The sequence below is a fragment of the Nocardia sp. bgisy134 genome (assembly GCF_057708325.1).
Genome location: NZ_JBYIRW010000004.1, coordinates 382001 through 406713 on the forward strand (window position 1 = coordinate 382001; position 24713 = coordinate 406713).

Genomic DNA, 24713 nt, shown 5'->3' on the forward strand with positions numbered 1-24713 from the left:
GGCCACGCAGAGGAGCGCGCGTCTGCGCGGCCCCGGACTCTGAACCCACGCTGTTACCGCACGGCGTGCTCGCGTTCCGCAGTACGGGCGTGCCGGGACAGCGGGATGTCGAAATGCACCGTCTGGAACCCCTCGCCGGGGGTGCGCGCGTCGTGGACCAGGCGGGCGCAGCTGCGCCAGAACTCCAGCGCGCCCGGTGTGCGCGCGTCGGTGTGCAGGTACAGGTCGTCGAATTCCGTTGTGGTGTCGACGTATTCGACCGCCATTGCCACGAGTCGGCGGGCCAGTCCGCGGCGCTGGTGTTCGGGCCGGACGTAGACCCGGAACAGCTGGGCGGTGCGCGGATCGGGATAGCGCTCGGTCAGCCACCGCGGGTGCGGTGGGTGGCGCGGCCCCTGGGCGCGCACCGCGGTGGTGGCCACGATGCGCCCGGCATGTTCGGCGACCCAGAGCCGGTTGAGCGGGTGACGCAGGTAGGCCGACTCCGGGTCTATGACGTCGTGGTGGTGTTCGGGCAGGTAGCCGATGCCGAAGACGTGGTAGAAGGTGTCGAGCATGACGCTGCGCGCGCCGGCGACGTCGGCCGGGCGGGCCACGCGCAGCCGGTAGCCTTCCGCGCTCACCGCAGACCGCCGAGAGCTCGATCGAGGGCCTCGAGACCCTCTACCGCGACCGGACCAGGTCCGGTGTAGCCGAAGGGCACCGCGATGATGCGGTTGTCCCGTACCGCGCGCAACCCGGCGAACTCCGGGCGTGCCTTCAGCGCGGCGGTCGCCGACTCGGGGGTTTGGGTGCCCTGGGTGAGCAGGATGATCACCTCGGGGTCGCGCTGGATCAGCGTCTCGGTGTTGGCGTCGAAGTTGCGCTTGGTCACGTCACCGAAGATGTTGTCCAGGCCGAGCATCCGCATCTGGGTCGCGACCGTGCTGGTGCTGCCGTAGGCGCTGACCTTGGCCCCGTCACGGGAAATGATCAGCGCGGCGGCGGGTTTCGCCATCGCGCCCGCCGGGTGCCGCACCGCGACCGCGGCCACGCGGCCGCGCAATTCGGCCGTGGAAGCGGTGGCGGCGGCGCGGGAGCCGAACAGAGTGCCGTAGAGCTCGATGTCGGCGAACACGTCGTCGAAGGTGCCCGCGGCGTCACGGCAGTAGCCGCGGGTCACCAGCAACGGGATGTTCACCTTCGCCAGGTCGTCGGGCGTCACTGCCGCACCCTCGAAACTCACCACCAGGTCCGGGGCCCGGTTGATGATCTCCTCGCGTGCGAGTTCGCCGGTAGGCGCGACGATCTCGATATTCTTCAGCGATTCGGCGTACTGGCCGGGAAACGGCGCGGTCTCGAAGGTGCGGGTGACGATGCGGTCCGCGGCGCCGGCAGCGGCGATGAGCGGTGCGGCTACCGAGCCGACGGTGACGACTCGCCGCGGCGGCGCGGTGAAGGTGACGTCGCGGCCGCAGCTCGAGATCGTCAGCGGGAAGCCGTCGGCGGCAGGTGTGGTGGCGGGGGCCGGTCCGCCGCAGCCGGTGACTATGGCGGCTGCCAGCAGGGTGGCCGGGAGCGCGGCGCGGCGGCGCAGGAGACGGGTGAACACGGGTATTCCTTTCGAACGGGTGAAATCAGGTGGAGGACTGGCGGAATCGCCGGATCAGCACCAGCAGCAACGGGGCGCCGACCACGGCGGTGACGATGCCCAGCGGCAGCTCACGCGGCGCGAACGCGGTGCGGGCCACGACGTCGGCGGTCACCAGGAACAGCGCGCCCAGCAGCGCCGAGACCGGCAGCAGCTGCCTGTGTGTGGCGCCGACGCACAGCCGGGCCACATGCGGCACGATCAGCCCGACGAATCCGATCGCCCCGGCGACCGCCACCACCGCGCCGACTGCGAGCGCGACGACACCGAGCGCGAGCATGCGCAACCGGACCGGGGACATGCCCAGCGCCCGCGCGGTGTCGTCACCGGCGGCGAGCACGTCGAGGCGGGGTGCGAGCAGCATCAACGTGGCGAGGGCGGCCAGGGTGACCGTGGTCGTCGTGGCCACGCTCGACCAGGCGGCCGAGCCGAGTGAGCCGAGCAGCCAGAACAGCACCGTGCGAGCGCCTTCCTGGTTGTCGGAGGCGAAGATCAGGAAGCTGGTGGCCGCGGAGAACAGGTAGCCGATGGTGACGCCGCCGAGCAGCAGCCGCAGCGAGGTCATCGCGCCGTTGATGCGCGCGACCGCGAACAGCAGCGCCGTGGCGGCCAACGCACCGGCGAAGGCGCTGGCGGCCAGCGCGCCCGCCGCGACCGACACGCCGAACAGCAGGGATACGGCGGCGCCCGTGGAGGCGCCGGAGGTGACACCGAGGATGTGCGGATCGGCCAGCACATTGCGCACGAGCGTCTGCAGGGCCGCACCGCTGAGCGCCAGCGCGGCGCCGACGAGCGCGCCGAGCAGAACCCGGGGCACGCGCACGAGCCAGACGATGGAGTCCTGCGCGGGCGTCCACTCCCCCGCGGCGGGCAACCCGACGGTGTGATGGCCCACGATTCGCGCGACCGTCGCCGGCGGCACCGACACCGGGCCCAGGCCGGTCGCCAGGATCAACACGAGCAGCAGCAGAGCGGTGAGGCCGCCGACCCACAGCAGGATGTGCCTGCGGTGGCGGTCGTGGCCGAGATCATCGACGCTCATCGCGCCGCCACCTTCTCCTCGGTGCCTGCACGCGGACCGAACAGCAGTTGCGGCGCGCCGAACGCGTCGGCCCGCTGCACTGCGACGCCATAGACGGGTTCGAGGACCTCGGGGAGGAGTACCTCGTCCACCGTGCCCGCCGCGCGGACCCGTCCGTGGTGCAGCAGGATCAGGCGGTCGCAGTAGCGAGCGGCCAGGTTCAGATCGTGCAGCACCACAATCGTCGTGGTGCCTGGCAGATCCCGGACCAGGCCGAGAAGTTCGTGCTGGTAGCCGATGTCGAGGTGGTTGGTGGGTTCGTCGAGCAGCAGGTGATCGGCCTGCTGGGCCAGGGCGCGGGCGATCAGCACCCGCTGGCGTTCACCGCCGGACAGCTGCGCGAACGGCCGCGCGGCCAGGTGCCGGGCGCCGACGCGTTCCAGCGCGGCCGCCGCGGTGATCCGGTCGGCCCGCGAAATGCCCTGCACCGCACTGGCCCACGGCGCCCGACCGAGCAGGACCGATTCGGTGACGGTCATGGGCGTATCCGACGGGGACTCCTGGGTGACCACCGCGAGGCGTTCGGCCAGCGCCCGGCCGCGCAGTGCGGTGACGGAGGTGTCGTCGATGGTGATCACCCCGGCGGTCGGCCGCAACGCGCGGTAGATCAACCGCAGCAACGTGGACTTGCCCGACCCGTTGGGGCCGATGAGCCCGACGGTGTCACCGGACTCGGCAAGGAGCCCGACGCCGTCGAGTACGACCGTCCCGCCGTAGGAGAAACCGATGTCGTGCAGGGTGATCACCGCGCCACCGCCGCGGACAGCGCCGGATCCGCGCCGTCGGGCGGGCCCGGCCGCCATGAGCGATGGACATCGACCGACACCGCAAACTGTGCACAAATCTGTTGTGCCGCAGTTATTTTCGCCGATAATTGCGGGTCGTGTTCGTCGAGCAGAATGCCGGTGGTTGTTCCGCTGTGGGCGACGACCACGCCGAGGGCGCCGATGCGTTCGGCGGCGGTGATGGTGGCTTCCAGGTGTGGGCGCTCACGCAGGGGTGTACTGAGGCGGGCGCTACGGGTGGCGACCGCGCCGATGGTGGCGGCGTCGCCGCGGCTGATGGCGTCGCTGAGTGTAGCCAGCAGGGAGCTGTATTCGCGTGCGACGGCTGTTGAAACGGTCGGCCGGTGCCGGTCGAAGACGACGGTGTCGATACAGCCGCCCTCGTCACCGGTGACGACGGTCAGCGGCGGCAGCGCGCCGAGTGCGGCCAGCAGGCGGACCTCGCGATGGTAGTAGGCCACCGCCCCCGGATACATGATGCCGTCGGAGGGTTCGATGCCGCGCAAGACGGCCTCGATCTCGGTAGCGGCCAGGGTCCTGTTCTCCGCGTCGGCGACGGCGCGTGCGGTCGCGACCAAGTCGGCGGTGGAGCTGGCCAGGCCCTTACCCTCGGGCAGGTCGCCGAGCACGGTGAGCACGCCGCCGCGCAGCGCCGCGGATCCGGCGAGCACGGCGGCCGCGACAGCACGCGACTTGGTCTTGTGGGCGGGCACGACGGTCACGTCGTCGCGGCTGGGGTCGGGTTCGAACACGGCCACCGAGCCGCGGGTGATCGGCAGGGTGACCAGGAAATCGCGCCCGTTCTCGGCGGTGACGCCCTGGAGGAGTTCACCACAGCTGCCGAAGGCGGCGCCGACGCCGACGCGGATCGGGACGCTCATCGCGCCTCCTCGCCGCGGGCCCGGCGAGCGACCACGTGCAATCGGTCGCCGTCGAGACGGTCGCCGAGTGTTCCGTCACCGGGCCACGCCGGTGTGGTCAGCGGTCCCGGCTGGTCGAACAGGGCCAGCACCTCGAATCCGGCACTGCCGAGCAGGTGACGCAGTTCCTGCGGGAAGAGCAGCCGCCAGGCGGTGTGCTGCGCGACAGGCTCCGCGCAGCCCGGCCAGGTCCACACTCGTTCTCGGCGCAGCAGCTGGGCGGGCAGGTCGACGGTGAGGCGGGTGCGCGAGGTGTATGTCAGACCCTCCCATTCGATGTGCCGCTGCGGCTGGTCGTCGAGAAGTTCGCGACGGCCTCGGTCGGTCAGCAGGAAGGCGCCGTTGCGCATCTCGAGGACGAGCAGGCCGCCAGGCCGCAGGCAGGCGGCGAAACGGTGCAGGGCGGTGAGCACGTCGGCGGTGTCGTGCAGGTGCAGCAGGGTGCTGCCCAGGCAGGTGAGCACGTCCACCGGGGCCGGGGTGTCGAGGGCGCGCAGGTCGCCGACCACGAATTCGACGGCGGGGCAACGGGTCCGGGCGTAGCGGACCATCTGTTCGGACAGGTCGACGCCGCGCACCCGATAGCCGAGTTCGGCCAGGCGGGCGGCGTCGCGGCCGGTGCCCGAGCCCGCGTCGAGCAGGCTGAGCCGCGGGCCGGTGCCGAAGCGGTCCACCAGGTCGGCGACGAATCGCGCGTTGTCCGCACCGGTGCCGGGGAAGGTGCGCTCGTAGATGGCGGGGTTGTCGGTGAGCAGGTTCTCGCTGAAGAGAACCGGGCCTGCGGGGGTCATCGGTTGCCTTTCGCGGGGCGCAGCGGCTGCGCCGGGGAAGTCGATACTTCGGGGCCGGGCAGGAGCCGCGCGCGGTGCAGGGCCAGCACCGCGGCGGCCGAGCCGAATCCGAGCGCGGCGCACACCAGAGCGGGCGGCCACCCCAGCGGCCCGCCGCCGTGGTCGACGACCGCGCCGACCAGAGCACCCACGACCAACGTGAGCAGACCCGAAGCCAAATAGAAAGCGCCGTAATAGGTTCCGGTGAGCGCGGGACCGGAGAAGCGTGGGATGGCCTCGTTCACGAACGGCTGCGCCACCGTCACCCCCAGTGCCAGCACCACAGCGCCGAGCAGGACGGGAGCGATGCGCACGGCGACATCGGTGACGCCGGTCCCGGTGGGAAGATCTCCTGCCGCCGCCAGAGGCACGGGCAGGAACGCCGCGCCGAGCAAGGCCATTCCGGCCGCGATCATCGGGCCGCGCTCGCCGCGGCGGCCCAGCACTCTGGTCACCGGAACCTGCAAGACCACCACCGCGACGGTCTCCACGACGAAGAGAGCGGCGACGGCGGCCGGACCCGCGGCGGCTCCGGCCAGGTCGCGTGCCTGCAGGGTGAACAGCAGGTACAGCTGGCTCTGCAGCGCGAACAATCCGGCCAGCGCCAGCGAGAACGCCCAGAACCGGCGGTCGGTGAACACGGTGGTGAAGTCCGCGCGCAAGGTTGTGCCGCTCGGCGGTACGGGCCGGTTCGGCAGGAGCAGTAGCTGCGCCACGGTCAATCCGGCGAACACCGCTGCCGCCGTCAGCGCGGTGATCCGGAAACCCACTCCCACCAGCACGGTCCCGATCACCGGACCGAGCGCGCATCCGGCATTGCCGAACACGTTGAACCACGCGAAGGCCTGCGCCGCGCGGTCTTCGCTGTCGCGGGCGATGTAGGCACGCACGGCCGGGTTGAACAGGGCGCCTGCGAATCCGGTGAGCACCGACCCGGCCAGTACCACCGGCAGGGACCCACCGATCGCGAACAGCACGAAACCGATCGCGCGGATGCCAGCGCCCACGATGATCACCCCGCGCGCGCCGAGCCGGTCCGCGGCCGACCCACCGACCAGGAACAAGCCTTGCTGGCTGAGATTGCGTACGCCGAGGACGATGCCGACGACCGTCACCGACAGCGCCAAATCCGTGCGCAGGTAGTCGGCCAGAAACGGCACGAGCATGAAGAACCCGATATTGCCAAGGCACTGATTGGCCAGCAGCAACCGCACCGACCGCGGGAGACTCCGCAGCTCCATCAAGGCGCTCACCGCGCGGCCACCGCGGTGGTGACGCCAAGACCAGGCCCGGCCGGTGTGCTCAGGACGCCGTCGGCGGCTCCGAGACCGGTCCATGGGTCCTCGGCCAGCAGCAGGTGCCCGTCGAGGTCGACCCAGCGTGCGGCGCCGAGCAGATGCACCGCCGGGGCGATGCCGAGCGAGCTGGCGGCCTGACAGCCGAGCATCACGTCCAGGCCGCGGTCGCGGGCGTGGCCGATCATGGCGAGCGCGGCATCGAGCCCTCCGCATTCGGCGAGTTTGATGTTGATGCCGCCGATCCCGTCCGGTAGCCGGTCCAGGTCGGCGACGGTGCCTGCGTCCTCGTCGGCGATCACCGGCATCGGCGCACGGGCGGCGACCTCGGCCAGCCACGCGGGCCGAGCGGCGGGCACCGGCTGCTCGACGGCGGCGATATCGAGCTCGGCCAATGTCCGCAGCACGGTCACTGCGGTAGTGGCGTCCCAGGCGCCGTTGGGGTCGAGCAGCAAGGTCGCCGACGGGGCGACGGCACGCACCGTGCGGACGCGGGCGATGTCGTCGGCAGGGTCGGGCGCGCCGAGTTTCATCTTCACGACGGAGAACCCGGCGGCGGTCAGTTCGGCGGCGCGGTCACCGGCCTCGGCGACGCTCGTCAGGCTGATCGTGCAGGCGGTCGGTACCCGAACACGATGAGGCAGGCCGAGATACGTCGCGACGGAGACGCTTGCGCGGCGGGCCAGCAGGTCGTGCACCGCGCTGTCGACGGCGCAGACCACCGGCAGCGGGAAGGCGGCGCGCAGGCCGGGCAGGTTCGCGCGAAGTTGTTCGGGCGCACCGCAGGCCTCGATCCGGGCGGCCAGTTCGGTGAGCGCGATGGTGATGCGCGCGGTGTCGAGTCCCAGCCGGGGGCTGGTGACCACTTCACCCCAGCCGTAGTCTTCCCCGTCGCTCAGGCGCACCCACACTGCGTCGCGTCCGGACATGCTCGCGCGGGAGATGCGAAGGGGGCGAGCAAGTTCCAAGCGGGTGCTCTGCCAGGTGATCCTCATGCGCCCACCTGCTCGCGACGGGGATCACGCACCACCGCGCACCGGGCCCAGCCGTGGACCTCGACGGCATCCGGGGCGGCGAGCTCGTCTGGTTCGGTGGCCGGTATCGCGGTGAGGCCGTGCCGGTGGCACCAGTCGTCGTCGTAGATCGAGCGCAGGTAGCGGTGCGGTCCGTCCGGAAACACCGTGAGGACGCGGGAATCGGGTTCGCGCCGTGCCAGCCAGTCCGCGACCAGGGCGGCCGCCCCGGTGCTCCAGCCACCGGCGACGCCGATCCGCGCGGCGAGCTCGCGGCAGGAGGCCACCGCTTCGGCCGCACCAACCCAGTGCACCTCGTCGAAGTCGTCGTAGGCCACATTGCGCGGCAGGATGCTGCTGCCGAGGCCGCGCATCAGGCGCGGCCGGTCGGGTTGGCCGAAGATCCGCGACCCGGCCGCGTCCACGCCGACGACCCGCAGATCCGGCCAGCGGGTGCGCAGCACCTTCGTCAGGCCCGCGCAGTGCCCACCCGACCCGATCGCGGCGACCAGGACATCGACTCGGTCGACCTGGTCCAGTATTTCCTGGCCCATGGCGGTGTATCCGGCCGCGTTGTCGGGGTTGTCGTACTGGTCGGGCCAGTAGGCGCCCGGTGTCGCGGCTACGAGGGCGGCGAGCCGGTCGAGGCGGGCCTGCTGCCAACCGCCGTCGGGGTGTGGTTCGGTGACGATGTCGAGTCCGACGCCGAAGACGGTGAACAGGGAGCGCATCTCCGGTTCGAGACCGGCGTCGACCACGAGGGTCACCGGATGGCCGAGCGCTTTGCCCGCTAGGGCGAGGCCCAGTCCCAGCGTGCCGCTTGTGGATTCGATCACCGGCGCACCGGCCTCGAGCTCGCCGCGGGCGCGGGCGGCGGTCAGCATGGAGACCGCGGCGCGCGCTTTCATTCCCGCGATACTCGCCGCCTCCAGTTTGGCCAGATAGTGGGTGGCACCGGCAGGGACCGGGATCACGGGAGTACCGCCGACCAATGCCAGCAGATCCGGTTGGGGTTTCACGCGTCCACCCCGCTGCGGTAGTGGAACAGCGTGCTCGGTCCGCCGTCGAGAGAGAAGAACGGATACGGTTCGGCCGACACGGCGTACACACCGGCGTCGAGGAACCACGGCAGCACCGCACTGCCGCTCTGGGCGTAGGCGACGAGCGGGAGCGAGCGGTCTCGAGCCTCGGCCACCAAATCGTCGAAGGAACCGTTGCCCAGGGTCATCCCGGTCACCAGCATGGCGTCGTAGTCACGGGCGACTCCATCGAGGTCGCGGCGCACTGGTTCACCCCACTCGGTGGTGCCGCCAGCGAAATCGCAAGGGATATACGCTATTCCGCGTTCACGCAGCGCGGCGAGCAGCGATCCGACCACGCCGACGACCAGCACGCGGCGGGTGTGCTCGGGCAGCAGCGCCACCACCGCCCGCGCCCGCTGCCGCGATTTCGCCAGGCTGTCGCCGGGCTCGATCGTCACCGCACGAGCCATCGTGCCGACTGCCGCCGGATGCGGGCGCAGGTGCATCAGATAGGCGTCCAAGGCGGCGATGCGCACCGGGAGCAGCGAGTGCCGCAGGAGATCGGCCACACGGACGCCGACACAGTCGTCGAGCAGTTCGTCGTTGTCCGCAGTGGGCTCGATACTGCACGAGCCGACCGAGGCTCCGGTGCGCAGGCCGAGCACGGCATTGCGGTAGCCGCTGCGGCTGCCCCGGTGGCGGGTGTCGTATCGGGTGAGGAAGGCGTTGGAGATCGTTAGGGTCGCCGGGTCGGGGCCGAGGCGTCCGTCCGTGGCCCGGGCCAGGAGTTCGGCGACCGAATACGGGGCGGTGGTCTGCACGGGACTCATCGAGCGACCTCGACCGACAGTTTTTCGATCAGCGATCGAGCGAGATCTCCTGCGGCGTCAGAGGATTCGACGCCAACCATGACGTGGCCGAGATAGGTGTTGTTGTTCGTCGCGGCCTGCACGGTCGTGCCGGGTTCGGCGAGGGTGTGCTCGACGATCCGCGGGTCGAGCGGCCAGTCCTGCGCACCCGTCAGCGCGGTCAAGGTGCCTACCTCCTGTGGCACCACGAAAGCGATGGCGGCACTGCCGATTCCGGTGGGCCGCACCGTCAGATCGGGCGTCTGCCCCGCGGCGACCTGCGCGTGGACAGCGGCCAGATCGATGCCGGTGACCCGGCGGACGAGTTCGGTGATGCGGTTGCCCGCCGGGCGCGGGTTCACCTCGATCAAACGCGGACCTTCCGCGGTGAGCATGATCTCGATGTGGGCGACGGTGTCGTCGAGACCGAGCGCGGAGATCGCGGCGCGGGCCGTGCCGGTGAGGGTGTCGCGTTCGGCCGGGGAGAGCGCGGCGGGGAACATGTGGCCCGCCTCGATGAACGCCGGGGCGCCGGTGAGACGCTTGTCGGTGACGCCGACCACCGTGGTGATGCCGCGGGCGGTCACGGTCTCGACGCTGAATTCCGGTCCGTGCAGGAGCTTTTCGACGAGTACCTGAGGTGAGCGCTCCTGGCCGCGGGCATTGCGCGGGAATCCGCCGAGCCTGTCGAGCGCCTCGCGCAGTTGCGCGTCGTCGTCGGCGCGGGTGACGAACATGCCGCCGCACAAGTCGACCGGTTTGACCACCACCGGGTATCCGATGCCCCGCGCCGCCTCGACGGCCTCCTCGGCACCCGTCACCACCGCGAACGCCGGACCCGAAACGCCTGCGGCACCGCACAGTTCCCTAGTGCGGTGCTTCTGGCAGGCCGCGGCGACCGCGTCGCGGCCGGGGCCGGGCAGACCCAAGTCGGCGGCGATCGCCGCCACGGTGGGCAGGTAGTAGTCGCATGACGACAGCACCCCGTCGAAGCCGAGCACCTCGTGCAGGCGCCGCACGTACGGCAGCAGCGTGTCCTCGTCGTTGGTCTCGGCGGTGAGCACATTGGCCGCGCCGAGCAGCGGATGCGTACCCGGCTTCCCGCGCAGGTAGTGCCCCAGATCGCGAGTCAGGAAGCTGAACGTGTGCCCGCTGTCCCCAATTCCGGCAGGCAGCAGTGTGCTCATCGATCCGACCCAGCTCTCCACCATCAACAGGTGTCCCAACAGAAGCCTCCAAACGTCGCGCAGACGCTAATGATAACCATTATCTTTAATCGCACGACAAGTCGGCGGTGCGACGACCTTGCGGCACAGCGTGTTTCGTTGGCCGATTTGCGCTAACGATAATCATTATCAATAGTAAGACAGCCGACGCACCGCTCGGCACTGTTCGACAACGAGGAAAATCTCCATGCTGATGAGGACCCTGGCTCTGCCCGCGCTGGCTCTGGCCGCGCTGACCACCGCTACCGCTACCGCGCACGCCACACCGGAATCGCCGGTGTCCTTCACCGCGCAGGCCACCGACACCGCCTCGATCGTCGAGATCGATTCCGGTGCGCTGACGGTCGAGGACGGAGCGCTGAAGGTGAAGTCGCCGAGCGGGACCGTGATCGCCGCGACGCCGCTGACCTTCAACATCGACGACTTCCAGTTCCCGATCCGCGCCGACATCAACGGCCGCACCGCCACCCTCACCCCGGAACTGTCCATGGACAAGGCCGTTTACAAGCCGGTCGCACTGCCCTTCGAGGACAAGGCGCCGTGGAAGACCGAATACGAACGGGAGCAGGCAGCCTGGTCCCGGATGACCAGCACCATCAGCATGGGCGCCACCATCGGCACCCTGGTCGGCGGACTCGGCGGCGGCGCCGTCGGCTGCGTGCTCGGCGGCATCGTCGGGGCTACGGTTGCCTCGGCCACCATCGTCGGCCTCTTCGGGCCCTTCATCCCCGCCGCCGCCGTCGGCTGCATCGGCGGCATTCTCGCAGTCGGCGCCCTCGGCACGCTCGCCGGCCAGATCCTGGTCACCGCCCCGGTCGCCGCAGGCGCGGCCATCCAGTACTTCACCACGATCAACTCGCCGTTCCCGGCGAAGTGAGTGTTTCCGGTTGGTCCGTCATACGACGGGCCAACCGGTCGGATGACCTTGTCAGTAAACGACATTCAGTCCGTCGCCAGACGGGGGCGACGAGGCCGAGCCGTTTCACCCTCACCGAAACCACTGCCACGTGCTCCAGTGAGATGTTTGCGGCGATGGGTCCGGCTTGCCCGAGGAAACGGGATGTGAGTCAGCGGAGCACAGGCAGGCCCTGGATGAGCGCTGTGCGTAGCCGGAACATGTCGAGTTCGCCACTCTCGCCGAAGTATTCGGGGCGTACGGTGGCGGACCGGCTTTCGATCGGGTGGTCGGCACCGAGGTAGGAATTGCCGGAAGCGCCGATCCGTCTGGGCACCTGGATGTCATCGAAGTAGATCGCGCCTCGGTCACAGTCGTCCAGCCACGCCTGAGCGAAGACCGTCTTCTTGACGACCAGATGGCCGGCGTCGGTCAACGCTGTCGCGAGTAGCTGGTCTATGTGCAGAGAGCCGCCGATGAACAGGCAACTGTCCCACAGGCAGATCAGATCACGCGCCTTCAGCGAACCGGTGACATAGAGCGAGGTGTAGATGTCCATGTTGAGGAAGCTGACCGGGCCGTTGACAGTCAGGTCGCCGTCGACGACGTAGACGGTGTCCTCATCTTCGCCGGGGCCGTTACCCAGCACGAGCGGGCCATCGGCCTCGATGTCGCCGGTATGTACGTAGAAGTGCTGGGGTTCGTCGCCGAACAGGTCCTCCAGGTACACACTGTCGTCGCTCGCCTCGGCGATGTCGAAGCGTTGTGTCGCCTGCGCCAACGGCATCGGCTTCCAGTCGCCGGGCATCCCATCGAAAAACATTCTCAGGCCAATCCAGATCGGGCAGTCAGTAAAACCTTTGGCGCGCAATCTACTCCAGAGGCACGACTTGCCCTCCAACGCACTCGTCGCACCGTGTCAGGCGCCTCGTCGTCTGCAAGGCAGTCGCCATCTCAATACCCTCGGATCACCGCCTGCCCGGTAGGCGGCGTCCTGATCGGAACCAATCCGGTCGGCATGCAAGCCGACAGACCGCGATCGCCTCGATCGGATTGCGCGCCTGGAACAAGAGGTTCTGCGACCGAGAGACTTATCCCCGCGATCCTCACCCGGTTCGACATCTGGCAGTTCCGTCAGATGCACCGAATGCACCCTTGTGCCGCGAGCCGCGTGGTTCGAAACGGCCACGCGGCTCGGTGGAAGATCAACGCGCCGAGATCATCTGAGGCAGCTGACACTCGACCGAACATCCTGGAGTGCCGACTATCACTCGCAAGGGTTGGTGCTGTTCCCACTGACCGGCGTCGCTGCGGCTACCACCCCGCGAGATGTTCACCGCAGCGGGCGGCGTTCATGAGGACCGGGACGATGACAGGGTCATGGCTCGGTCGTACCCGCTGGACATCTCGGCCGTCTCAGCGGAAAGGGTCGAGCGCTGCCGAACAACCTGCCCAAGGACCCCAGCCCTCAGCGGCAAGTACCTGCTCGGCGACGGCGATCTGCTGCTCACGGGTGGCTTTGTCGGCAGTCCGCCCATACGCGGCACCGCCATATGCAGCCCATGTGCCCGGCGAGAACTGCAGGCCGCCGTGAAACCCGTTGCCGGTGTTGCTACTCCAATTACCACCCGACTCACACGCGGCGAGGCTGTCCCATTCCTGATCGGTAACGGCGGAAGCTTGGCCGACGTTTACCATGCCGGCGCCGCCGATGATCGCGCTGATGGCGACGATCTTCTTGAGTGGGGTGCCCAGAGCGCTCATGTCACAGTTCCTTTCGAGTCAGCAACCTGAACAGGTGTCCAAACATGAAAGGTGATCACTTGATCTTTGAGCCCGTTCGAGTGTGTGCTGGGCGCGGTGACCTCGAGCAATGGTCCTCGATATCGTGTCCACATCGAAATACAGACCCATATCGTGCGTGAACCGCGCTCGCGCGCGGCGATGCGCCGTTGAATAACGTCGTCGCGAGCCCCCTCATCCCGGTCGGCCGGGGGGCGGCACAAACGGTGTCTGCGCGCGCCGAACCGGTCCTTGGACGGGCGGCCGGTCGAGTGGCAATTCCGCGCATCGTGGCGGCCTCGGGCGTGCCGCTCAGGCAGGACGGGGCGGCCGCGGTTCGCATTCTGGCCGGTCGCGGTTCGTTTCCGGTACTAGACACCACCGCGGGCCTGCGGTCTGATGGACGAACCCCCGCACCCTCGTCACACAAATGCGCGCGGGTGTCCGCCCTCGATCGCTGAGGTGACACCTCATGAACGACCAGCACGATATTTCGCCGAGCACCGATATCGCGGACGACTTCGTCACCCCGGGCTCGTATCTCTCAGTGGTGACGCGCCGATCCGGTGACCGGTGCGAAGTCGTCTGCCGCGGCGAAATCGACTATGGCACCGGTGGACAGTTCTACGACGCCGTCGGCACGGCGGTCACCGATCCCGCCGTCGACCACATCGAGATCGACCTGGCCGACGTGAGTTTCTTCAGCGCGGCGACGATCGATACGCTCTGGCTCCTCCGCACCGCGGCACGAGAACGAGGCACGACTCTCACCCTGCGCAAGCCCTCCCCACCCGTCCACCGGCTGCTTACCCTCACCGGCCTGAATCACCTGTGCGGCGAGAATTCCACCCATCCGCCCCGACCTGGGCGCCTCAACCGGCCCGACGAGACAATCGCCGCCACCGACTGAGCAGGGCCCGCCGTGCGGCCCGAATAGAAGCGGTACCACTTCGGTCTCTCTCGATCCGAAGGCCACGTGCCCACTTCAGCGGTCCTTGCCCGGGACCGGGGCTCTCCATGTTCGGTCGTGCTGGTGGCCGTGCGCCGCGTAGCTGTCGGCATGTGCGCGTGATGTTTGCCGTCGGCCGCGGATGCTATTCGGTAACTGCGATTTGCCGAGCATTACCGGAGCGGTCCGTCGCGCTGATCGATCGCGGGCCGCAACCTACCCACCATCGGGGGCTGGATGTCGAAGGAGAACCGCCATGTCCGGTCTGGTGCGCCAGAATTTCGAATCACCCGAAGAGACCCGGCCTTTCGAGCAGGACAAAGGCAGAGTCGATGTCGTCAACCTCGATCGAGGGCCGGTCGGCAGGGCGGTTTTCGAACCCGGCTGGCGGTGGTCGGAGCATGTCAAGCCGATTGCTCAGACCGACAGCTGTCAGTCCGCCCACGTCGGCTACTGCATTTCGGGTCGGATGGTGGTAGCCATGGACGACGGCGAGCAACAGGAATACGGACCCGGCGACTTCATGATCGTCCCACCCGGCCACGACGCGTGGACCGTGGGAGACGAACCCTGCGTGATGCTCGACTGGCAGGGCTTCGCCGATTACGCGAAGCGCTCGTAATCGCTGCCAGAACCTCGGGCGCGGCCAGTCCGGTGCCGGTGAACCATTGCCCGATATCGCATCCTTCGCGCGCGCCGATCTCGACGATCCCGCTCAGGACCGCGGGCGGAATTGTCGGGAGGTCCAGCCTCGCGCTTACGGTGCCGCGATTTGCGGCGCGGTCGCCCACCATCTGATCACACGTCCAATCCAGTTCTGCGGCAATGGTTTCGCGCGGCCGTGTTCGTTCCTCGGCGACACCCGGTTCAGTTCTGACCGGGAATCGTCGCGGTCGCACTGCTGTGGCGCAGCCTCTGCGAAAAGATTCGCGCCAGGCCGAACAGGGCGAGCGCGAACAGCAGGGGAATCGCGAATCCGGCCCGCAGGTTCGCGGCGGTCGCGACGGACCCGACCACCACGCCTCCGACCAGGGTGCCCGCGTAGTTGAACAGGTTGAGCCGTGCGATCAGCGCATCGAGCCCCCGACCGCCGGTCCGGCGGCCCAATTCGCTGAAACACAGTGGCGCGATCAGCGGTAGCCCGATACCGGCGACCAGGAAGCCGATGATCGCGATCGCAGACGTGGGCGCGACCACGACGATCGCGAGGCCGACCGATCCGATCGCGGCCGCGCACCGGCTGACGGTGCGGGAGCCCCAGCGCCGCACCCCGGTGTCCCCGGCCAGCCGCCCGGCCAGTGAGGCACCCTGATAAGCGGCCAGCGCCAGCGCCGATGCCGCCGCCGAAGCATGCAGTTCCTCACTGAGATACAGCGCCGACCAGTTGCCCACGGCGAGATCGATCGCGAAAGCCAGCGCCAGCGTCACCCCGAACATCAGGAACGTGCCGACCGGGACCGGTCGCGCGGGGTCGTGTTCGTCGGGCCCGGACTCTGCGTCGGCCGCGCCGAGCAATCGCGGTCCCAGGGTTTGCCCGGCCAGCAGCACCGCGACCGCCGCTACCCCGATCGCGACGCTGACGGACAGGTCCAGCGCCGCGCATGCCGCGACGAACAACGCGCCGGCAATCGCCCCGGCGCTCCAGGCCGCGTAGAACGAGGACAAAATGAACCGCCCCTGGCCGTGCTGGATGAGAACCGCCTGCATGTTCGTCCCGGCGTCGACGGCGCCGAGCCCGATGCCGTAGATCGCCAAGGCGACGAACAGCGCGGCGGGCACCGGCGAGCAGGCGATCGCGAGCCCCGAGATCGCGACCAGGCACAGGCCCAGACGCAATGCTGTTCTACTGGACCATCGCACTGCCACGCGCTCGGCGGCCACGCTCCCAAGAGCGGCGATCAGCGAAATACCGGCTACAGCGCCGACGAGCGCGGCTTCGCTCAAATCGAATTTGTCCTTCAGCTGTGGCAATTCGGTCAGCACAACGGCCAGGAACAAACCCTGTCCGGCGAAGGCGATCGAGTTCGCCTGCCGCGCCGAACGCAAGACGGAGCGCCTTTCGGTGGATGAGGAATTCGTGGCGGATGAGTCGATCATTTCGGGCCAATCGGTTACTGAAGTGGGAAGGGCGTGAAAGCTGATCGGTGCTAGCGGCATCCGCCGAGCCGGTCCAGCACCGCTCGATAGAGCGTCTGCCACTCCGCGTTTCCCTGACCGGCGAAGGTCAGGTCCGTGCTCAGTTGCAGCGTGTGTGCCAACCGCACTCCGGTCAAGCACGCGGTCGGGGCGACCGTGATGTACTGCCCTTGGAATCCGTTGGCCTGGAATCCATCCGGTGTCGCACCGCTCCACCATTGGAAGCCGTAGCCGCCGTCGGTGGTGTCGCCGGTGTCTCTGGCCGGTTTCATGTTGGTGGTCGCCGCGGAGATCCAGTGTGCGGACACGATCCGGCGACCATCCGGGGTACGGCCATTATTTCGCATGAGTTCGCCGAAGCGGACGAAATCGCGTGGTCGCGCGAAGAGGGCCTGCGAAGCGATGGCGGCGCCGGTGCGGTCGGTCATGATGTCGGCGGAGGCTTCCATGCCCGCCGGTCGCCACAACTGGTCGGAGAGTATGGCATTGAACGGCTGGCGGTAGACGCTCTCCAGCATCCAGGCCAGGACCTGCGTATTGGCGCTGTTGTAGTTGAAGTGGACGCCCTGCGGTTCGACTCGGGGAAGCGATTGCAGGAACTCGTTTCTGGTCTTTCCCGCCTGCCCCTCGGTGTAGTAGTCCAGTGCCATGTCGATCCACTGCATGACCTGGGTGTTCTGAGCGAGATCTTCGGCGTGCTCGTCCCAGTGGACCCCCGATCGCATCTCGAGCAGGTTCCTGATCGTGACGCCGTGCCATGCTGTGCCTGCCAAGTCGTGGACATATCGTTCGATCGGATCGTCCAGCGAGGCGATCAGCTGCTGGTCGAGGGCGATGCCGACCAGTGTGGAGACGAAAGACTTGGTCGTCGACCACGCCTGGTGGGCGACCTCGGCTGACCAGCCGTTGGCGAAGTACTGTGCGACCAACGCGCCATTGTGTGCGAACTCGAGCACGTCGGTCCCGGTGTCGTTGAGGAACTCGCCGACGGTCTTCCTCCGGTCCGCCCACTCGTAGGTCACCCCGAGTAGATCGACGGGCGCGTAGGGCAGCGCCGTCACCTCGACGCCCGCCTCGACCGGGGCGTGGGGCAGCACCACATCGGGTTTGACGACGTCGATCGGAATGGGCAGCAGGATCGAGTTTTTGGTCAACACCTCGTGCACATAGTTCGTCCAGAACTCGGCGGAGGACAGACCGGCGCCTGCGCCCTCGATGACTGCAGGCAGCGGCGGCACCCCCAGCAGCCGGCCGCCCTGAATCGCCGCGAGAAACTCTGCCGCGCCGGAAATCGCCACTGATCCGGCAACGGGTTCCTCAGCGCTCGAGAGGGGCTGCGCCCCGCCAATTGCAATCAAAGTAATTGCAGCCGCAGTAACCGTGCGCCGAATCGATTGGCGGCCACGAACATTGCGGCGAAATGATCTGAGCATGCGGACAGGGTAGCTCGCACCATAGGATGCCCGTGTTACATTCTGGTCAATTGACCAGATCGATGGCAGCAATTTATTGGCGAGCTTCTCGCAGACCGGGCAGCGGAACCGAGTGGCCGAGTTGCCGGTTGGTGGTCGCACGCACTCGATAGCGGTTATCGGCTTCGAGCGGCAGGGTCGTAGTACTCACCTGCGAGCCGCGCCTCGATCGCACCGAGTACTCGCCCAAAGCCCCTGTCGTAGCTGTTGGATAGTGCTTTTCGAGAATGCCCGGTTCGGGGTGGGGCGGCGCGGCGGGGTCCGGGTGTTGATGGTCCGGCTGGGTTTGGGCGTGGCTCCTATGCTGATCGCCGCGGCGGCGGGGCCTGCCGCGCTGGCCCATGAACGGACGACGGAGCCGAATCATGCGGTGGCGGTTTCGGTTTCGGCATTCTATGAGATCCGGCTGATGTCCGCTCAGACGATTGTCGCGGTGGACGGCAAATCGCAGGTGACCGTGCCCGACGGTTGGGGGATGTCCCCCCAGAACGTCTGGGGTAAAGGGGAGACTCTGCAGGTCGCGGACTCTGGGGGCGACGGTAACCTGATGATCGCGCCGCAGCCGAACCGCGGAGACTTCGCCACCTTCGCACAGAATGTCCGCGCAAACCTGGTCGGCGGCAGGGTATTCCGCACCAGTCACGTCTCGGAGGACGGCCCCCTTCCGGCGCCTCGAGCCGAGTGCTGGCCGAGTTCATCCGTGAACTGATCGCCCAAAGCACCCACGAAGGCCTCGACGCCGCCCCGCGTCCGTGGACAACGCCTCGGCCGGCCAGCTGCCGGACGATATAGCACGGCCATGAGTGGATTCACCTCTGCCATGCCGGTAGCCAGCAACATCGCGGCGTTTGTGAAATATCGGCGCTCAACTTCATTCTCCGCATCGCGTAAGATTCACAGCAAATGCTGAGCCAATCCAACAATTAGAGAGATCAGGGATTATGGCTACAGAGCAGTACCGTGCCCGGCTCATCGGTTCCGAAGGTGCTGAAGGTGCTGAAGGCGAGGTGAAGGTCACTCGCCTGACCGGGGCGGATCTTGACCAGACGTTCGTCGGCAAGTTTCTCGGGCGGTCCGAAGGGGGCTACAACCGCCTCGGCAAGATCATGCAATTGGTTCCCGTCGTCACCGACCCGAATGGCCTGTGGCTCGCCACGATCCGGTGGGGTGAGACTCCCGAGAAGCCTGCCGAGACCGAGCGGCGCCGGATCACTTTCAGCCAACAGATCGAGGTCGTAGAACTGTCCGAGGGCTGATAGCGCGATTGCTGCCGGAATCCTGAGCAGGTTGTGGTGCCGCTGGAACTACTTGCGGATCCGCAGTTCGGTTCAGCGGGCCGTCCAGGGCCTCAGTTTCTCCGGGTTCCGGATCACCCAGATGCGAGTGATCCGGCCGTCGGCGATGTCGAAGGCGTAGACCGAGACGATGGTGTCGTCGAGCTGTGCTACCAGGCCGGGTTGGCCGTTCACCGTACGCTCCAGCAGGGTTACCGCGGGGCCGTGGGCGGCGATTTCCATCCAGGCCCGAGTGATCTGCTCGCCGCCGTTGATCGGGTCGAGGAAGGATGGTGCCAGGCCGCCGCCGTCGGCCGTGGCGATCGCCTGCGGGTCGAGCAGGCCGATCAAGGCCTCGATATCTTTTGTCTCCCAAGCCCGTTTGAAATCTCGGACCACCTCGGCGCGCTCGGGGCCAGACGGCTCCTTCGAGGTCTGGATGCGGCGGCGGGCGCTGGAGGCGAGCTGGCGGCAGGCCGCGGGGGTGCGCCCGACGATGTCGGCGACCTCAGCGAAGGAGTAGCGGAAGACGTCGTGCAGGACGAACGCCACCCGCTCGGCCGGCGTCATGGAATCCAGCACGACGAGGAAGGCCATGCTGATCGACTCGTCGAGGGTGACCCGGTCGGCGGGATCGACGGAGGCGGAGCCGTCGAGCCATTCGGACCGGCTGGGTACCGGCTCCGGAATCCATTCGCCCACATAGCGTTCCCGCCTGGCGCGCGCCGAGCCGAGCAGATCGAGGCAGATCCGGCTGGCGACCGTCGTCAACCACGCGCCGGGCGCCGCCACTTCCTCCCGCTGCCGCTCGGACAGCGCGTACCAGCGCGCGTAAGTCTCCTGCACCACATCCTCGGCCTCGGCCAGCGAGCCGAGCAGCCGGTAGGCCAGATTGATCAGTTGACGGCGTTCACCGATCACCCCGGGCAGGTGCGGGTCGGTCATGGTCGGCTCCTTCGGTTTGTGCGTACCTCACAGAAATCGACGAATCAGCGACCAGAAATGTGAGCGACGCGAAGCGTCTCGATGAGGGGTGGTGGTGACGGGCGGGCGAGGCGGCCTGACATTCCGGACGGCTGTGTCGTCGGAAGGTCGCGACACTTTCAGCGAATCAGGAGTTCTGGAAATGATCAGAATCGGCATCATCCTCGGCAGTACCCGGCCCAACCGCAACGGCCCGCAGGTCGCCCAGTGGGTTGTGGACTCGGCATCGCGGCGCGGCGACGCCGAGTTCGAACTGATCGATCTGCGCGACCACCCGCTGCCGCATCTGGACGAGGCCGTGGCGCCGATGTTCGGCCCGTCGGTGCATGCGCACACCCGCGCCTGGGCGGAGCGGATCGCCCCGTTCGACGGCTTCGTGGTGGTGACCCCGGAGTACAACGGCGGCGTTCCCGGGGTGCTGAAGAACGCCATCGACCACCTGTGCGCGGAATGGACCGACAAGGCGGTGGGATTCGTCTCCTACGGCGTGAGCGGCGGCGCTCGCGCGGTGGCGCAGCTGCGGGTGGTCTGCAGCACGCTGGGCATGGCCGACGTGAGCCGTCCGGTCGAGATCTCGTTGCTCACCGATTTCGAGAACCACAGCACCTTCACACCGAGCGACCGCCACGCCACGGCGCTGAACACGTTGCTGGATCAGCTCATCGCATGGAGCACCGCGCTCGCGCCGCTGCGAGCCGCCGCCGAAACCACTTTCGTCAATTCCTGAGGAGCCGATCATGACCACACCCAACGACTTTCAGACACGCACTGACCGTATCGAGGTAGCCGAAGTCGAGCTTCGCCGGCACATCGACAAGGTGGTCGAAGGACTGCGAGCCAAGGACCTCGACGCCCTGAAACAGCTGTACACAACCGACGTCGTGTCCTTCGATGTCGAGCCGCCGCTCCAGCATGTCGGGATAGCGGCGAAACTCGAGAACTGGGCGAAAGTCTTCATGCTCTTCGAGAGTGTGGCCTATGAGGTTCGCGACCTGACGTTCACCGTAGGCGACGATGTGGCATTCGGGCACGCCTTCGCTCGTCTCAGCGGCACGCTGAAGAACGGGGCCACAACCGGCGGCATGTGGGTCCGGGTCACATACGGCATGCGGAAGATCGACGACACCTGGTTGATCGCGCACGATCAGGTGTCGGTGCCGCTCGACATCGCGAGCGGCAAAGGTGTGGTCGACCTCGAGCCCTGACAGGTCGGCAGCCGTCCTGCCTCGGCGGGTGTGGGTCCGCATCACCTCGGAGGTGTACCCACATCCCGCCTTCCGGTCGGCGTCGTGACTCGACATCAGGCGTACAGACCACTGGGTGGTTCGCGCAGTTGCGAGCAGAATCGAGCGATCTCGGGAGGGTGAGTGCCGCTGGCACACAGGCACGGACGAAATCGCACGCGCGGTTGAGCATGGACTCGCACGCAGCGCTCGGGCCACCGCGTGGGACGAATACGGATGTTTCTGTGGCGATAGCCCGAGCTAGGTCTGGCTAACGAAGATCCTTCCGTCCCGCTTCGACGAACTCGACATTCAGGTCGTCCAATCTTTGCGCTACCGCTAGGACAGCCCTCTGTCGCCTCGGATGCCGATGTCCATTGCGGCGTGACGATCTACTCCGCGCTTCTCCGCTTCTCCGCGAGCCGATTTCGGCCGCAGGATTTGCTGGCTCGCGGTCGATCCGGTACCGGTCCTCCGGACTGGTGCTCATGCATCGGACGGATGTAGAGAGTGTGGCAACTTATGGCACAGCCACGAACCGGTGGTTGAGTTTGCCCTGGTCAGCGCTGGAGAACGCATCTGGTTGACGCTTGGTCCGGGCACCGAGTTCATCGACTTTATGAATCCGGGCCGATATGGAACAGCAGAGGCCAAGGGGCGCCAGAGATCGAGGCGAGCACCTGACCGCCTGGAACCGCCGAAAACAATTGAGCCTCAGCATGTTCCGAGAGTCTAGAACTTGTCCGGGAACTGGGCGACGATGCCCTGACTGAGGATGTCGGCGACATCCATCATGTGTGCCTTGGCCTTGTCGAACTTGGCGGTCGCGTCGCTGTACCTGCCGTCGATGACGGCGGCTGCGTAAGCGACGGTCTGGTCGATGTGCATGCTCATCGCCTCACGCATGTCCTGCCGCGACCAGTTGGGGTTGATCGCAGCGAAGAAGTCGGCGATATCTCGAGCGTTGGCATGCCAGGCCGCGACTGCCGTGTCGAGTGCCGGTTTGTAGCCGATCTGGGCGGCGGTGAGGACTGGCACGGCCTGCAAGATGTGGATAGTCAACAGGCCGGTGAGCCGCCCGGCGACTTCCTGGCCGTAGTACGGCGCGAACGCGTTACCGATGTCGACCTGGTTGCGCAGCAGTCGGCCCAGACTGGGCAGCAGTGCGAGGGGGTCGTCGGCGAACGCGACCACGGTCGCCCAGGTCCCGTCCATGTGCTCACCCCATAGCGTCCGCATCTCGGTGTAGAGCTCGGTTTGCGCTGTCGCGGCGGGCGAGGCGTGGAACACCTGCGCCGACGCGATTGCCGCAGAATTGAACGCGGGGAGAACGCCGCTGGACAATGCGAGGGCTGCCATCGTCGCCGCAGTGATCGCGCGGTACCGGGCAGTGTGCTGGACGGGCATAATGGCGCCTTTCTGAAAGAATTCACGGTTGTCGGGCCCTGATGCGCTGCCGACCCGGAACTGGTTCTACGTGATAGTGACTGGCTCGACCTGATAGCCGAAGTTTTGCCCGCAATGCACACTATAAATCGCGTTGTACCGCACCCTCCGTCGACTACGAGCCGCGTGTCGCCGACCTTCCGCGCGACGCCGGGTCAACAACACACCCGCCAACGCGATCAAGGCGACCACGGGGGCAGTGGCGTAAGCGTGCGGGATCCGGCGCTAAGCCTGTGTCGCCTCGCCGCGCTACGCGCCGCCCGGCTTCGGCGGCCGCCGCTGAGCGAGTTCGCGGTCGGGCCGTACCGGGTGAGACCGGCTCGCACCGAGGAGGAACTGCGCGGGTTCGAAGGGTCGGCGTCGATGGCGGGTGCGGCGGGCCGAAGGTCGCGGAGAATTTGGTCCGCGCGCACGCTGACGGGTCTGCGTGCAGCCCTCGCCAACTCGGGTGACGCCGTTGCGTCAACGTATTCCCTGCACTCGACGGTGCCCACCAGCGCTGGAGTCACCCACCGCACCACACGTGGCAACCGGGCTGGCGCGCTATCGAACGGCGGATCCTGACGCTCGAGCTCGGCGAGCGGTGTGCGCAGCACGTGCCGCATCGCGAAAGAGAAGCCGATGTACCGTAGACGCCGCAGGCACTGCCCGATTCGGCCGAACAGGCCACGCATCCGATGCAATTCCTCGCAGAAGATCATCCGGCGATGATCACGTTGGCACTTCGCCGCAGCGGGGTCTTCCGCCACAGACGCTATCGCGTCCCCCAGGCGGTAACCGGAATTATTGAGTGGGACGACCACACCAGGGCGTGCTGGCACGGCTCAACAACGGCCAGCTGCAAGGCCGGACTCTGCGCCGGCCCCGTGTCCTGGACTCTGGGCATCCGCAAGGTCTGCAGTACTGCGACGACCACGAACTCATACGGCTGGAGTTCGAAGCCTGCGGCGCGTGGGAGACCCTTGCCCTGTCCGAGGACGGGGTAGTACTCACCGCCAGCAACCAAGCAGGATCTGTTCGCTTCGACCTCGACAACAACCGAATCTCGTCTGACGGTAAACCCTGGCAGGAGCCGGCTTCGACCAGCCTCGATCGGTTGTACTGGTACGTCGCCGATTCCGAGGCTTGACCAGGCTTGCCGATATCCCGTCATCGGCTACTTAACACTGGTGCCAGGGCCTGATCCCGGCCGGGATCGGGTCCAGGTGCCCGGTGAGAAGCTCCCTAATCGGCTGCCCACCAGTGTCATTGGTGTGGCTCTCAAATGGCTTGCCTCTCACCGGTCACCGTTCCATTTGCGCGCGTTCGTGAATGCGCGATGTGCGGAAGACGCGGACGCTCTTGTCGACCATTGCGGGAAGCTGGATCTAGGATTCAGCACGATGGACACAGTGGTTGAATCCGCGCCCTACATGACCAACTGCATCGAGTGCGGGTCGCTGATCGAAGCCACAGTCATCGAGGCACTCTCGGGAGTGAAACACCAATGGGACCTGGAAGGCAACTGCCCGAAGTGTGAATGTGTCTGGTACGAACGCGGCTGTGAAGCACCGCCAGCGCGGATGCGCTCGGCGATCCTGGCCGCTAACGGTCCGACCCTGCTTCAACTCACCGGCGACAACGCAACGCCGGCGGCAGTGATGCGGGCGCTACGGGCTGTCAAAGCGCTGTCGCTCATCGAGGCGCGTTCGATGGCCGACCAGCTCCGCGCCGGAGGCATCGAAGGAACCCGAGTCGAAATGGAGGCTCTAGCGGTTTCACTCCGCGCATCCGGAGCAGTGATCAGTATCCAGTCAGCCAACACCGCATGAGCACTCGCACATCGGCAGACGCGGAGGTTCTCGACAGCGCCGTATGCGGCAGTAGCGGAAGTTCATCCGCGACCCAGCCACCTGCGTGGAA

Annotated in this window: 27 protein-coding genes; 9 read left to right on the plus strand and 18 right to left on the minus strand. The window is 67.4% G+C overall.

The window, feature by feature from the left end:
* Positions 1-53: 53 nt before the first annotated feature.
* The 11 genes from AC3ERS_RS10760 to AC3ERS_RS10810 are packed head-to-tail and all read right to left on the minus strand — an operon-like array spanning position 54 to position 10650.
* Positions 54-623, minus strand: a complete 570-nt coding sequence (locus tag AC3ERS_RS10760; RefSeq protein WP_431966103.1) for a GNAT family N-acetyltransferase — start codon at positions 621-623, stop codon at positions 54-56.
* The gene (locus AC3ERS_RS10765; protein WP_431966105.1) at positions 620-1591 is read right to left on the minus strand and encodes an ABC transporter substrate-binding protein; all 972 of its coding nucleotides are present in this window, start codon (positions 1589-1591) and stop codon (positions 620-622) included. The genes AC3ERS_RS10760 and AC3ERS_RS10765 overlap by 4 nt, the downstream gene beginning before the upstream one ends.
* 25 nt (positions 1592-1616) lie before the next feature.
* On the minus strand, positions 1617-2672 hold the full coding sequence (locus AC3ERS_RS10770; RefSeq protein WP_431966107.1) for a FecCD family ABC transporter permease: 1056 nt from the start codon (positions 2670-2672) through the stop codon (positions 1617-1619).
* Positions 2669-3457 carry an ABC transporter ATP-binding protein gene (locus tag AC3ERS_RS10775; RefSeq protein WP_431966109.1) on the minus strand — a complete coding sequence of 263 codons (789 nt, stop codon included), beginning with the start codon at positions 3455-3457 and terminating at the stop codon, positions 2669-2671. The genes AC3ERS_RS10770 and AC3ERS_RS10775 overlap by 4 nt, the downstream gene beginning before the upstream one ends.
* Complete coding sequence (locus AC3ERS_RS10780; RefSeq protein ID WP_431966111.1) at positions 3454-4377, minus strand: GHMP family kinase ATP-binding protein; 924 nt, start codon at positions 4375-4377, stop codon at positions 3454-3456. The genes AC3ERS_RS10775 and AC3ERS_RS10780 overlap by 4 nt, the downstream gene beginning before the upstream one ends.
* Positions 4374-5207, minus strand: coding sequence for a class I SAM-dependent methyltransferase (locus AC3ERS_RS10785; RefSeq protein WP_431966113.1), 834 nt, complete (start codon positions 5205-5207; stop codon positions 4374-4376). The genes AC3ERS_RS10780 and AC3ERS_RS10785 overlap by 4 nt, the downstream gene beginning before the upstream one ends.
* Positions 5204-6499 carry an MFS transporter gene (locus AC3ERS_RS10790; RefSeq protein ID WP_431966115.1) on the minus strand — a complete coding sequence of 432 codons (1296 nt, stop codon included), beginning with the start codon at positions 6497-6499 and terminating at the stop codon, positions 5204-5206. The genes AC3ERS_RS10785 and AC3ERS_RS10790 overlap by 4 nt, the downstream gene beginning before the upstream one ends.
* On the minus strand, positions 6496-7536 hold the full coding sequence (locus AC3ERS_RS10795) for a mandelate racemase/muconate lactonizing enzyme family protein (RefSeq protein WP_431966117.1): 1041 nt from the start codon (positions 7534-7536) through the stop codon (positions 6496-6498). The genes AC3ERS_RS10790 and AC3ERS_RS10795 overlap by 4 nt, the downstream gene beginning before the upstream one ends.
* Positions 7533-8573, minus strand: a complete 1041-nt coding sequence (locus AC3ERS_RS10800; RefSeq protein WP_431966119.1) for a PLP-dependent cysteine synthase family protein — start codon at positions 8571-8573, stop codon at positions 7533-7535. The genes AC3ERS_RS10795 and AC3ERS_RS10800 overlap by 4 nt, the downstream gene beginning before the upstream one ends.
* Complete coding sequence (locus tag AC3ERS_RS10805) at positions 8570-9406, minus strand: hypothetical protein (protein ID WP_431966121.1); 837 nt, start codon at positions 9404-9406, stop codon at positions 8570-8572. The genes AC3ERS_RS10800 and AC3ERS_RS10805 overlap by 4 nt, the downstream gene beginning before the upstream one ends.
* Positions 9403-10650, minus strand: coding sequence for an ATP-grasp domain-containing protein (locus AC3ERS_RS10810; protein WP_431966123.1), 1248 nt, complete (start codon positions 10648-10650; stop codon positions 9403-9405). Before AC3ERS_RS10810 ends, AC3ERS_RS10805 begins: the two co-directional genes overlap by 4 nt.
* 187 nt (positions 10651-10837) lie before the next feature.
* Here AC3ERS_RS10810 and AC3ERS_RS10815 point away from each other — a divergent pair, with 187 nt between their 5' ends.
* The gene (locus tag AC3ERS_RS10815; protein WP_431966125.1) at positions 10838-11527 is read left to right on the plus strand and encodes a DUF8020 domain-containing protein; all 690 of its coding nucleotides are present in this window, start codon (positions 10838-10840) and stop codon (positions 11525-11527) included.
* A gap of 190 nt (positions 11528-11717) precedes the next feature.
* On the opposite strand, the gene AC3ERS_RS10820 is transcribed toward AC3ERS_RS10815, so the two are convergent.
* Positions 11718-12416 carry a hypothetical protein gene (locus AC3ERS_RS10820; protein WP_431966127.1) on the minus strand — a complete coding sequence of 233 codons (699 nt, stop codon included), beginning with the start codon at positions 12414-12416 and terminating at the stop codon, positions 11718-11720.
* 545 nt (positions 12417-12961) lie between these two features.
* Positions 12962-13309: a transglycosylase family protein gene (locus tag AC3ERS_RS10825; protein WP_431966129.1), complete on the minus strand. Its 348-nt coding sequence runs from the start codon at positions 13307-13309 to the stop codon at positions 12962-12964.
* 490 nt (positions 13310-13799) lie between these two features.
* Between AC3ERS_RS10825 and AC3ERS_RS10830 the strand changes: the two genes are divergently transcribed.
* Together AC3ERS_RS10830 and AC3ERS_RS10835 are read left to right on the plus strand one after the other, a co-directional pair.
* Positions 13800-14237, plus strand: a complete 438-nt coding sequence (locus AC3ERS_RS10830) for an STAS domain-containing protein (RefSeq protein ID WP_431966131.1) — start codon at positions 13800-13802, stop codon at positions 14235-14237.
* A gap of 295 nt (positions 14238-14532) precedes the next feature.
* Positions 14533-14898: a cupin domain-containing protein gene (locus tag AC3ERS_RS10835; protein WP_431966133.1), complete on the plus strand. Its 366-nt coding sequence runs from the start codon at positions 14533-14535 to the stop codon at positions 14896-14898.
* Positions 14899-15143: 245 nt separating this feature from the next.
* Here the strand turns inward: AC3ERS_RS10835 and AC3ERS_RS10840 are convergent, their stop codons facing one another.
* Together AC3ERS_RS10840 and AC3ERS_RS10845 are read right to left on the minus strand one after the other, a co-directional pair.
* Positions 15144-16373: an MFS transporter gene (locus AC3ERS_RS10840; protein WP_431966135.1), complete on the minus strand. Its 1230-nt coding sequence runs from the start codon at positions 16371-16373 to the stop codon at positions 15144-15146.
* Positions 16374-16423: 50 nt separating this feature from the next.
* Positions 16424-17986 (minus strand): serine hydrolase domain-containing protein, encoded by a 1563-nt coding sequence (locus tag AC3ERS_RS10845; RefSeq protein WP_431966137.1) that lies wholly within the window; start codon positions 17984-17986, stop codon positions 16424-16426.
* 112 nt (positions 17987-18098) lie between these two features.
* Here AC3ERS_RS10845 and AC3ERS_RS10850 point away from each other — a divergent pair, with 112 nt between their 5' ends.
* The gene (locus AC3ERS_RS10850) at positions 18099-18593 is read left to right on the plus strand and encodes a hypothetical protein (protein WP_431966139.1); all 495 of its coding nucleotides are present in this window, start codon (positions 18099-18101) and stop codon (positions 18591-18593) included.
* Positions 18594-18825: 232 nt separating this feature from the next.
* Entirely contained in the window at positions 18826-19140 is a 315-nt protein-coding gene (locus AC3ERS_RS10855; protein ID WP_431966141.1) for a hypothetical protein, read from the plus strand.
* A 72-nt stretch (positions 19141-19212) separates the two neighbouring features.
* Here AC3ERS_RS10855 and sigJ read toward each other — a convergent pair whose 3' ends face one another.
* Positions 19213-20103, minus strand: a complete 891-nt coding sequence (gene sigJ / locus AC3ERS_RS10860) for an RNA polymerase sigma factor SigJ (RefSeq protein WP_431966143.1) — start codon at positions 20101-20103, stop codon at positions 19213-19215.
* Between the two features lie 181 nt (positions 20104-20284).
* Here sigJ and AC3ERS_RS10865 point away from each other — a divergent pair, with 181 nt between their 5' ends.
* Complete coding sequence (locus tag AC3ERS_RS10865) at positions 20285-20869, plus strand: NADPH-dependent FMN reductase (RefSeq protein ID WP_431966145.1); 585 nt, start codon at positions 20285-20287, stop codon at positions 20867-20869.
* Between the two features lie 10 nt (positions 20870-20879).
* Positions 20880-21347 carry a YybH family protein gene (locus tag AC3ERS_RS10870; protein WP_431966147.1) on the plus strand — a complete coding sequence of 156 codons (468 nt, stop codon included), beginning with the start codon at positions 20880-20882 and terminating at the stop codon, positions 21345-21347.
* A gap of 750 nt (positions 21348-22097) precedes the next feature.
* On the opposite strand, the gene AC3ERS_RS10875 is transcribed toward AC3ERS_RS10870, so the two are convergent.
* The gene (locus tag AC3ERS_RS10875; RefSeq protein WP_431966149.1) at positions 22098-22724 is read right to left on the minus strand and encodes a hypothetical protein; all 627 of its coding nucleotides are present in this window, start codon (positions 22722-22724) and stop codon (positions 22098-22100) included.
* A 266-nt stretch (positions 22725-22990) separates the two neighbouring features.
* Positions 22991-23512 carry an ATP dependent DNA ligase gene (locus AC3ERS_RS10880; RefSeq protein ID WP_431966151.1) on the minus strand — a complete coding sequence of 174 codons (522 nt, stop codon included), beginning with the start codon at positions 23510-23512 and terminating at the stop codon, positions 22991-22993.
* A 110-nt stretch (positions 23513-23622) separates the two neighbouring features.
* On the opposite strand from AC3ERS_RS10880, the gene AC3ERS_RS10885 reads away from it, so the two are divergent.
* Both AC3ERS_RS10885 and AC3ERS_RS10890 read left to right on the plus strand, forming a co-directional pair.
* Entirely contained in the window at positions 23623-23940 is a 318-nt protein-coding gene (locus AC3ERS_RS10885) for a hypothetical protein (RefSeq protein WP_431966153.1), read from the plus strand.
* 253 nt (positions 23941-24193) lie between these two features.
* Entirely contained in the window at positions 24194-24622 is a 429-nt protein-coding gene (locus AC3ERS_RS10890; protein ID WP_431966155.1) for a hypothetical protein, read from the plus strand.
* Positions 24623-24713: the final 91 nt, after the last annotated feature.

Excerpts from the sequence above, each read along its gene's own strand:
- AC3ERS_RS10770 (WP_431966107.1), bottom strand. The coding sequence starts at position 2,672 with ATGAGCGTCGATGATCTCGGCCACGACCGCCACCGCAGGCACATCCTG.
- AC3ERS_RS10780 (WP_431966111.1), bottom strand. The coding sequence starts at position 4,377 with ATGAGCGTCCCGATCCGCGTCGGCGTCGGCGCCGCCTTCGGCAGCTGT.
- AC3ERS_RS10785 (WP_431966113.1), bottom strand. The coding sequence starts at position 5,207 with ATGACCCCCGCAGGCCCGGTTCTCTTCAGCGAGAACCTGCTCACCGAC.
- AC3ERS_RS10795 (WP_431966117.1), bottom strand. The coding sequence starts at position 7,536 with ATGAGGATCACCTGGCAGAGCACCCGCTTGGAACTTGCTCGCCCCCTT.
- AC3ERS_RS10805 (WP_431966121.1), bottom strand. The coding sequence starts at position 9,406 with ATGAGTCCCGTGCAGACCACCGCCCCGTATTCGGTCGCCGAACTCCTG.
- AC3ERS_RS10815 (WP_431966125.1), top strand. The coding sequence starts at position 10,838 with ATGCTGATGAGGACCCTGGCTCTGCCCGCGCTGGCTCTGGCCGCGCTG.
- AC3ERS_RS10825 (WP_431966129.1), bottom strand. The coding sequence starts at position 13,309 with ATGAGCGCTCTGGGCACCCCACTCAAGAAGATCGTCGCCATCAGCGCG.
- AC3ERS_RS10830 (WP_431966131.1), top strand. The coding sequence starts at position 13,800 with ATGAACGACCAGCACGATATTTCGCCGAGCACCGATATCGCGGACGAC.
- AC3ERS_RS10835 (WP_431966133.1), top strand. The coding sequence starts at position 14,533 with ATGTCCGGTCTGGTGCGCCAGAATTTCGAATCACCCGAAGAGACCCGG.
- AC3ERS_RS10840 (WP_431966135.1), bottom strand. The coding sequence starts at position 16,373 with ATGATCGACTCATCCGCCACGAATTCCTCATCCACCGAAAGGCGCTCC.
- AC3ERS_RS10855 (WP_431966141.1), top strand. The coding sequence starts at position 18,826 with ATGGCTACAGAGCAGTACCGTGCCCGGCTCATCGGTTCCGAAGGTGCT.
- sigJ (WP_431966143.1), bottom strand. The coding sequence starts at position 20,103 with ATGACCGACCCGCACCTGCCCGGGGTGATCGGTGAACGCCGTCAACTG.
- AC3ERS_RS10865 (WP_431966145.1), top strand. The coding sequence starts at position 20,285 with ATGATCAGAATCGGCATCATCCTCGGCAGTACCCGGCCCAACCGCAAC.
- AC3ERS_RS10870 (WP_431966147.1), top strand. The coding sequence starts at position 20,880 with ATGACCACACCCAACGACTTTCAGACACGCACTGACCGTATCGAGGTA.
- AC3ERS_RS10875 (WP_431966149.1), bottom strand. The coding sequence starts at position 22,724 with ATGGCAGCCCTCGCATTGTCCAGCGGCGTTCTCCCCGCGTTCAATTCT.
- AC3ERS_RS10880 (WP_431966151.1), bottom strand. The coding sequence starts at position 23,512 with ATGATCTTCTGCGAGGAATTGCATCGGATGCGTGGCCTGTTCGGCCGA.
- AC3ERS_RS10890 (WP_431966155.1), top strand. The coding sequence starts at position 24,194 with ATGGACACAGTGGTTGAATCCGCGCCCTACATGACCAACTGCATCGAG.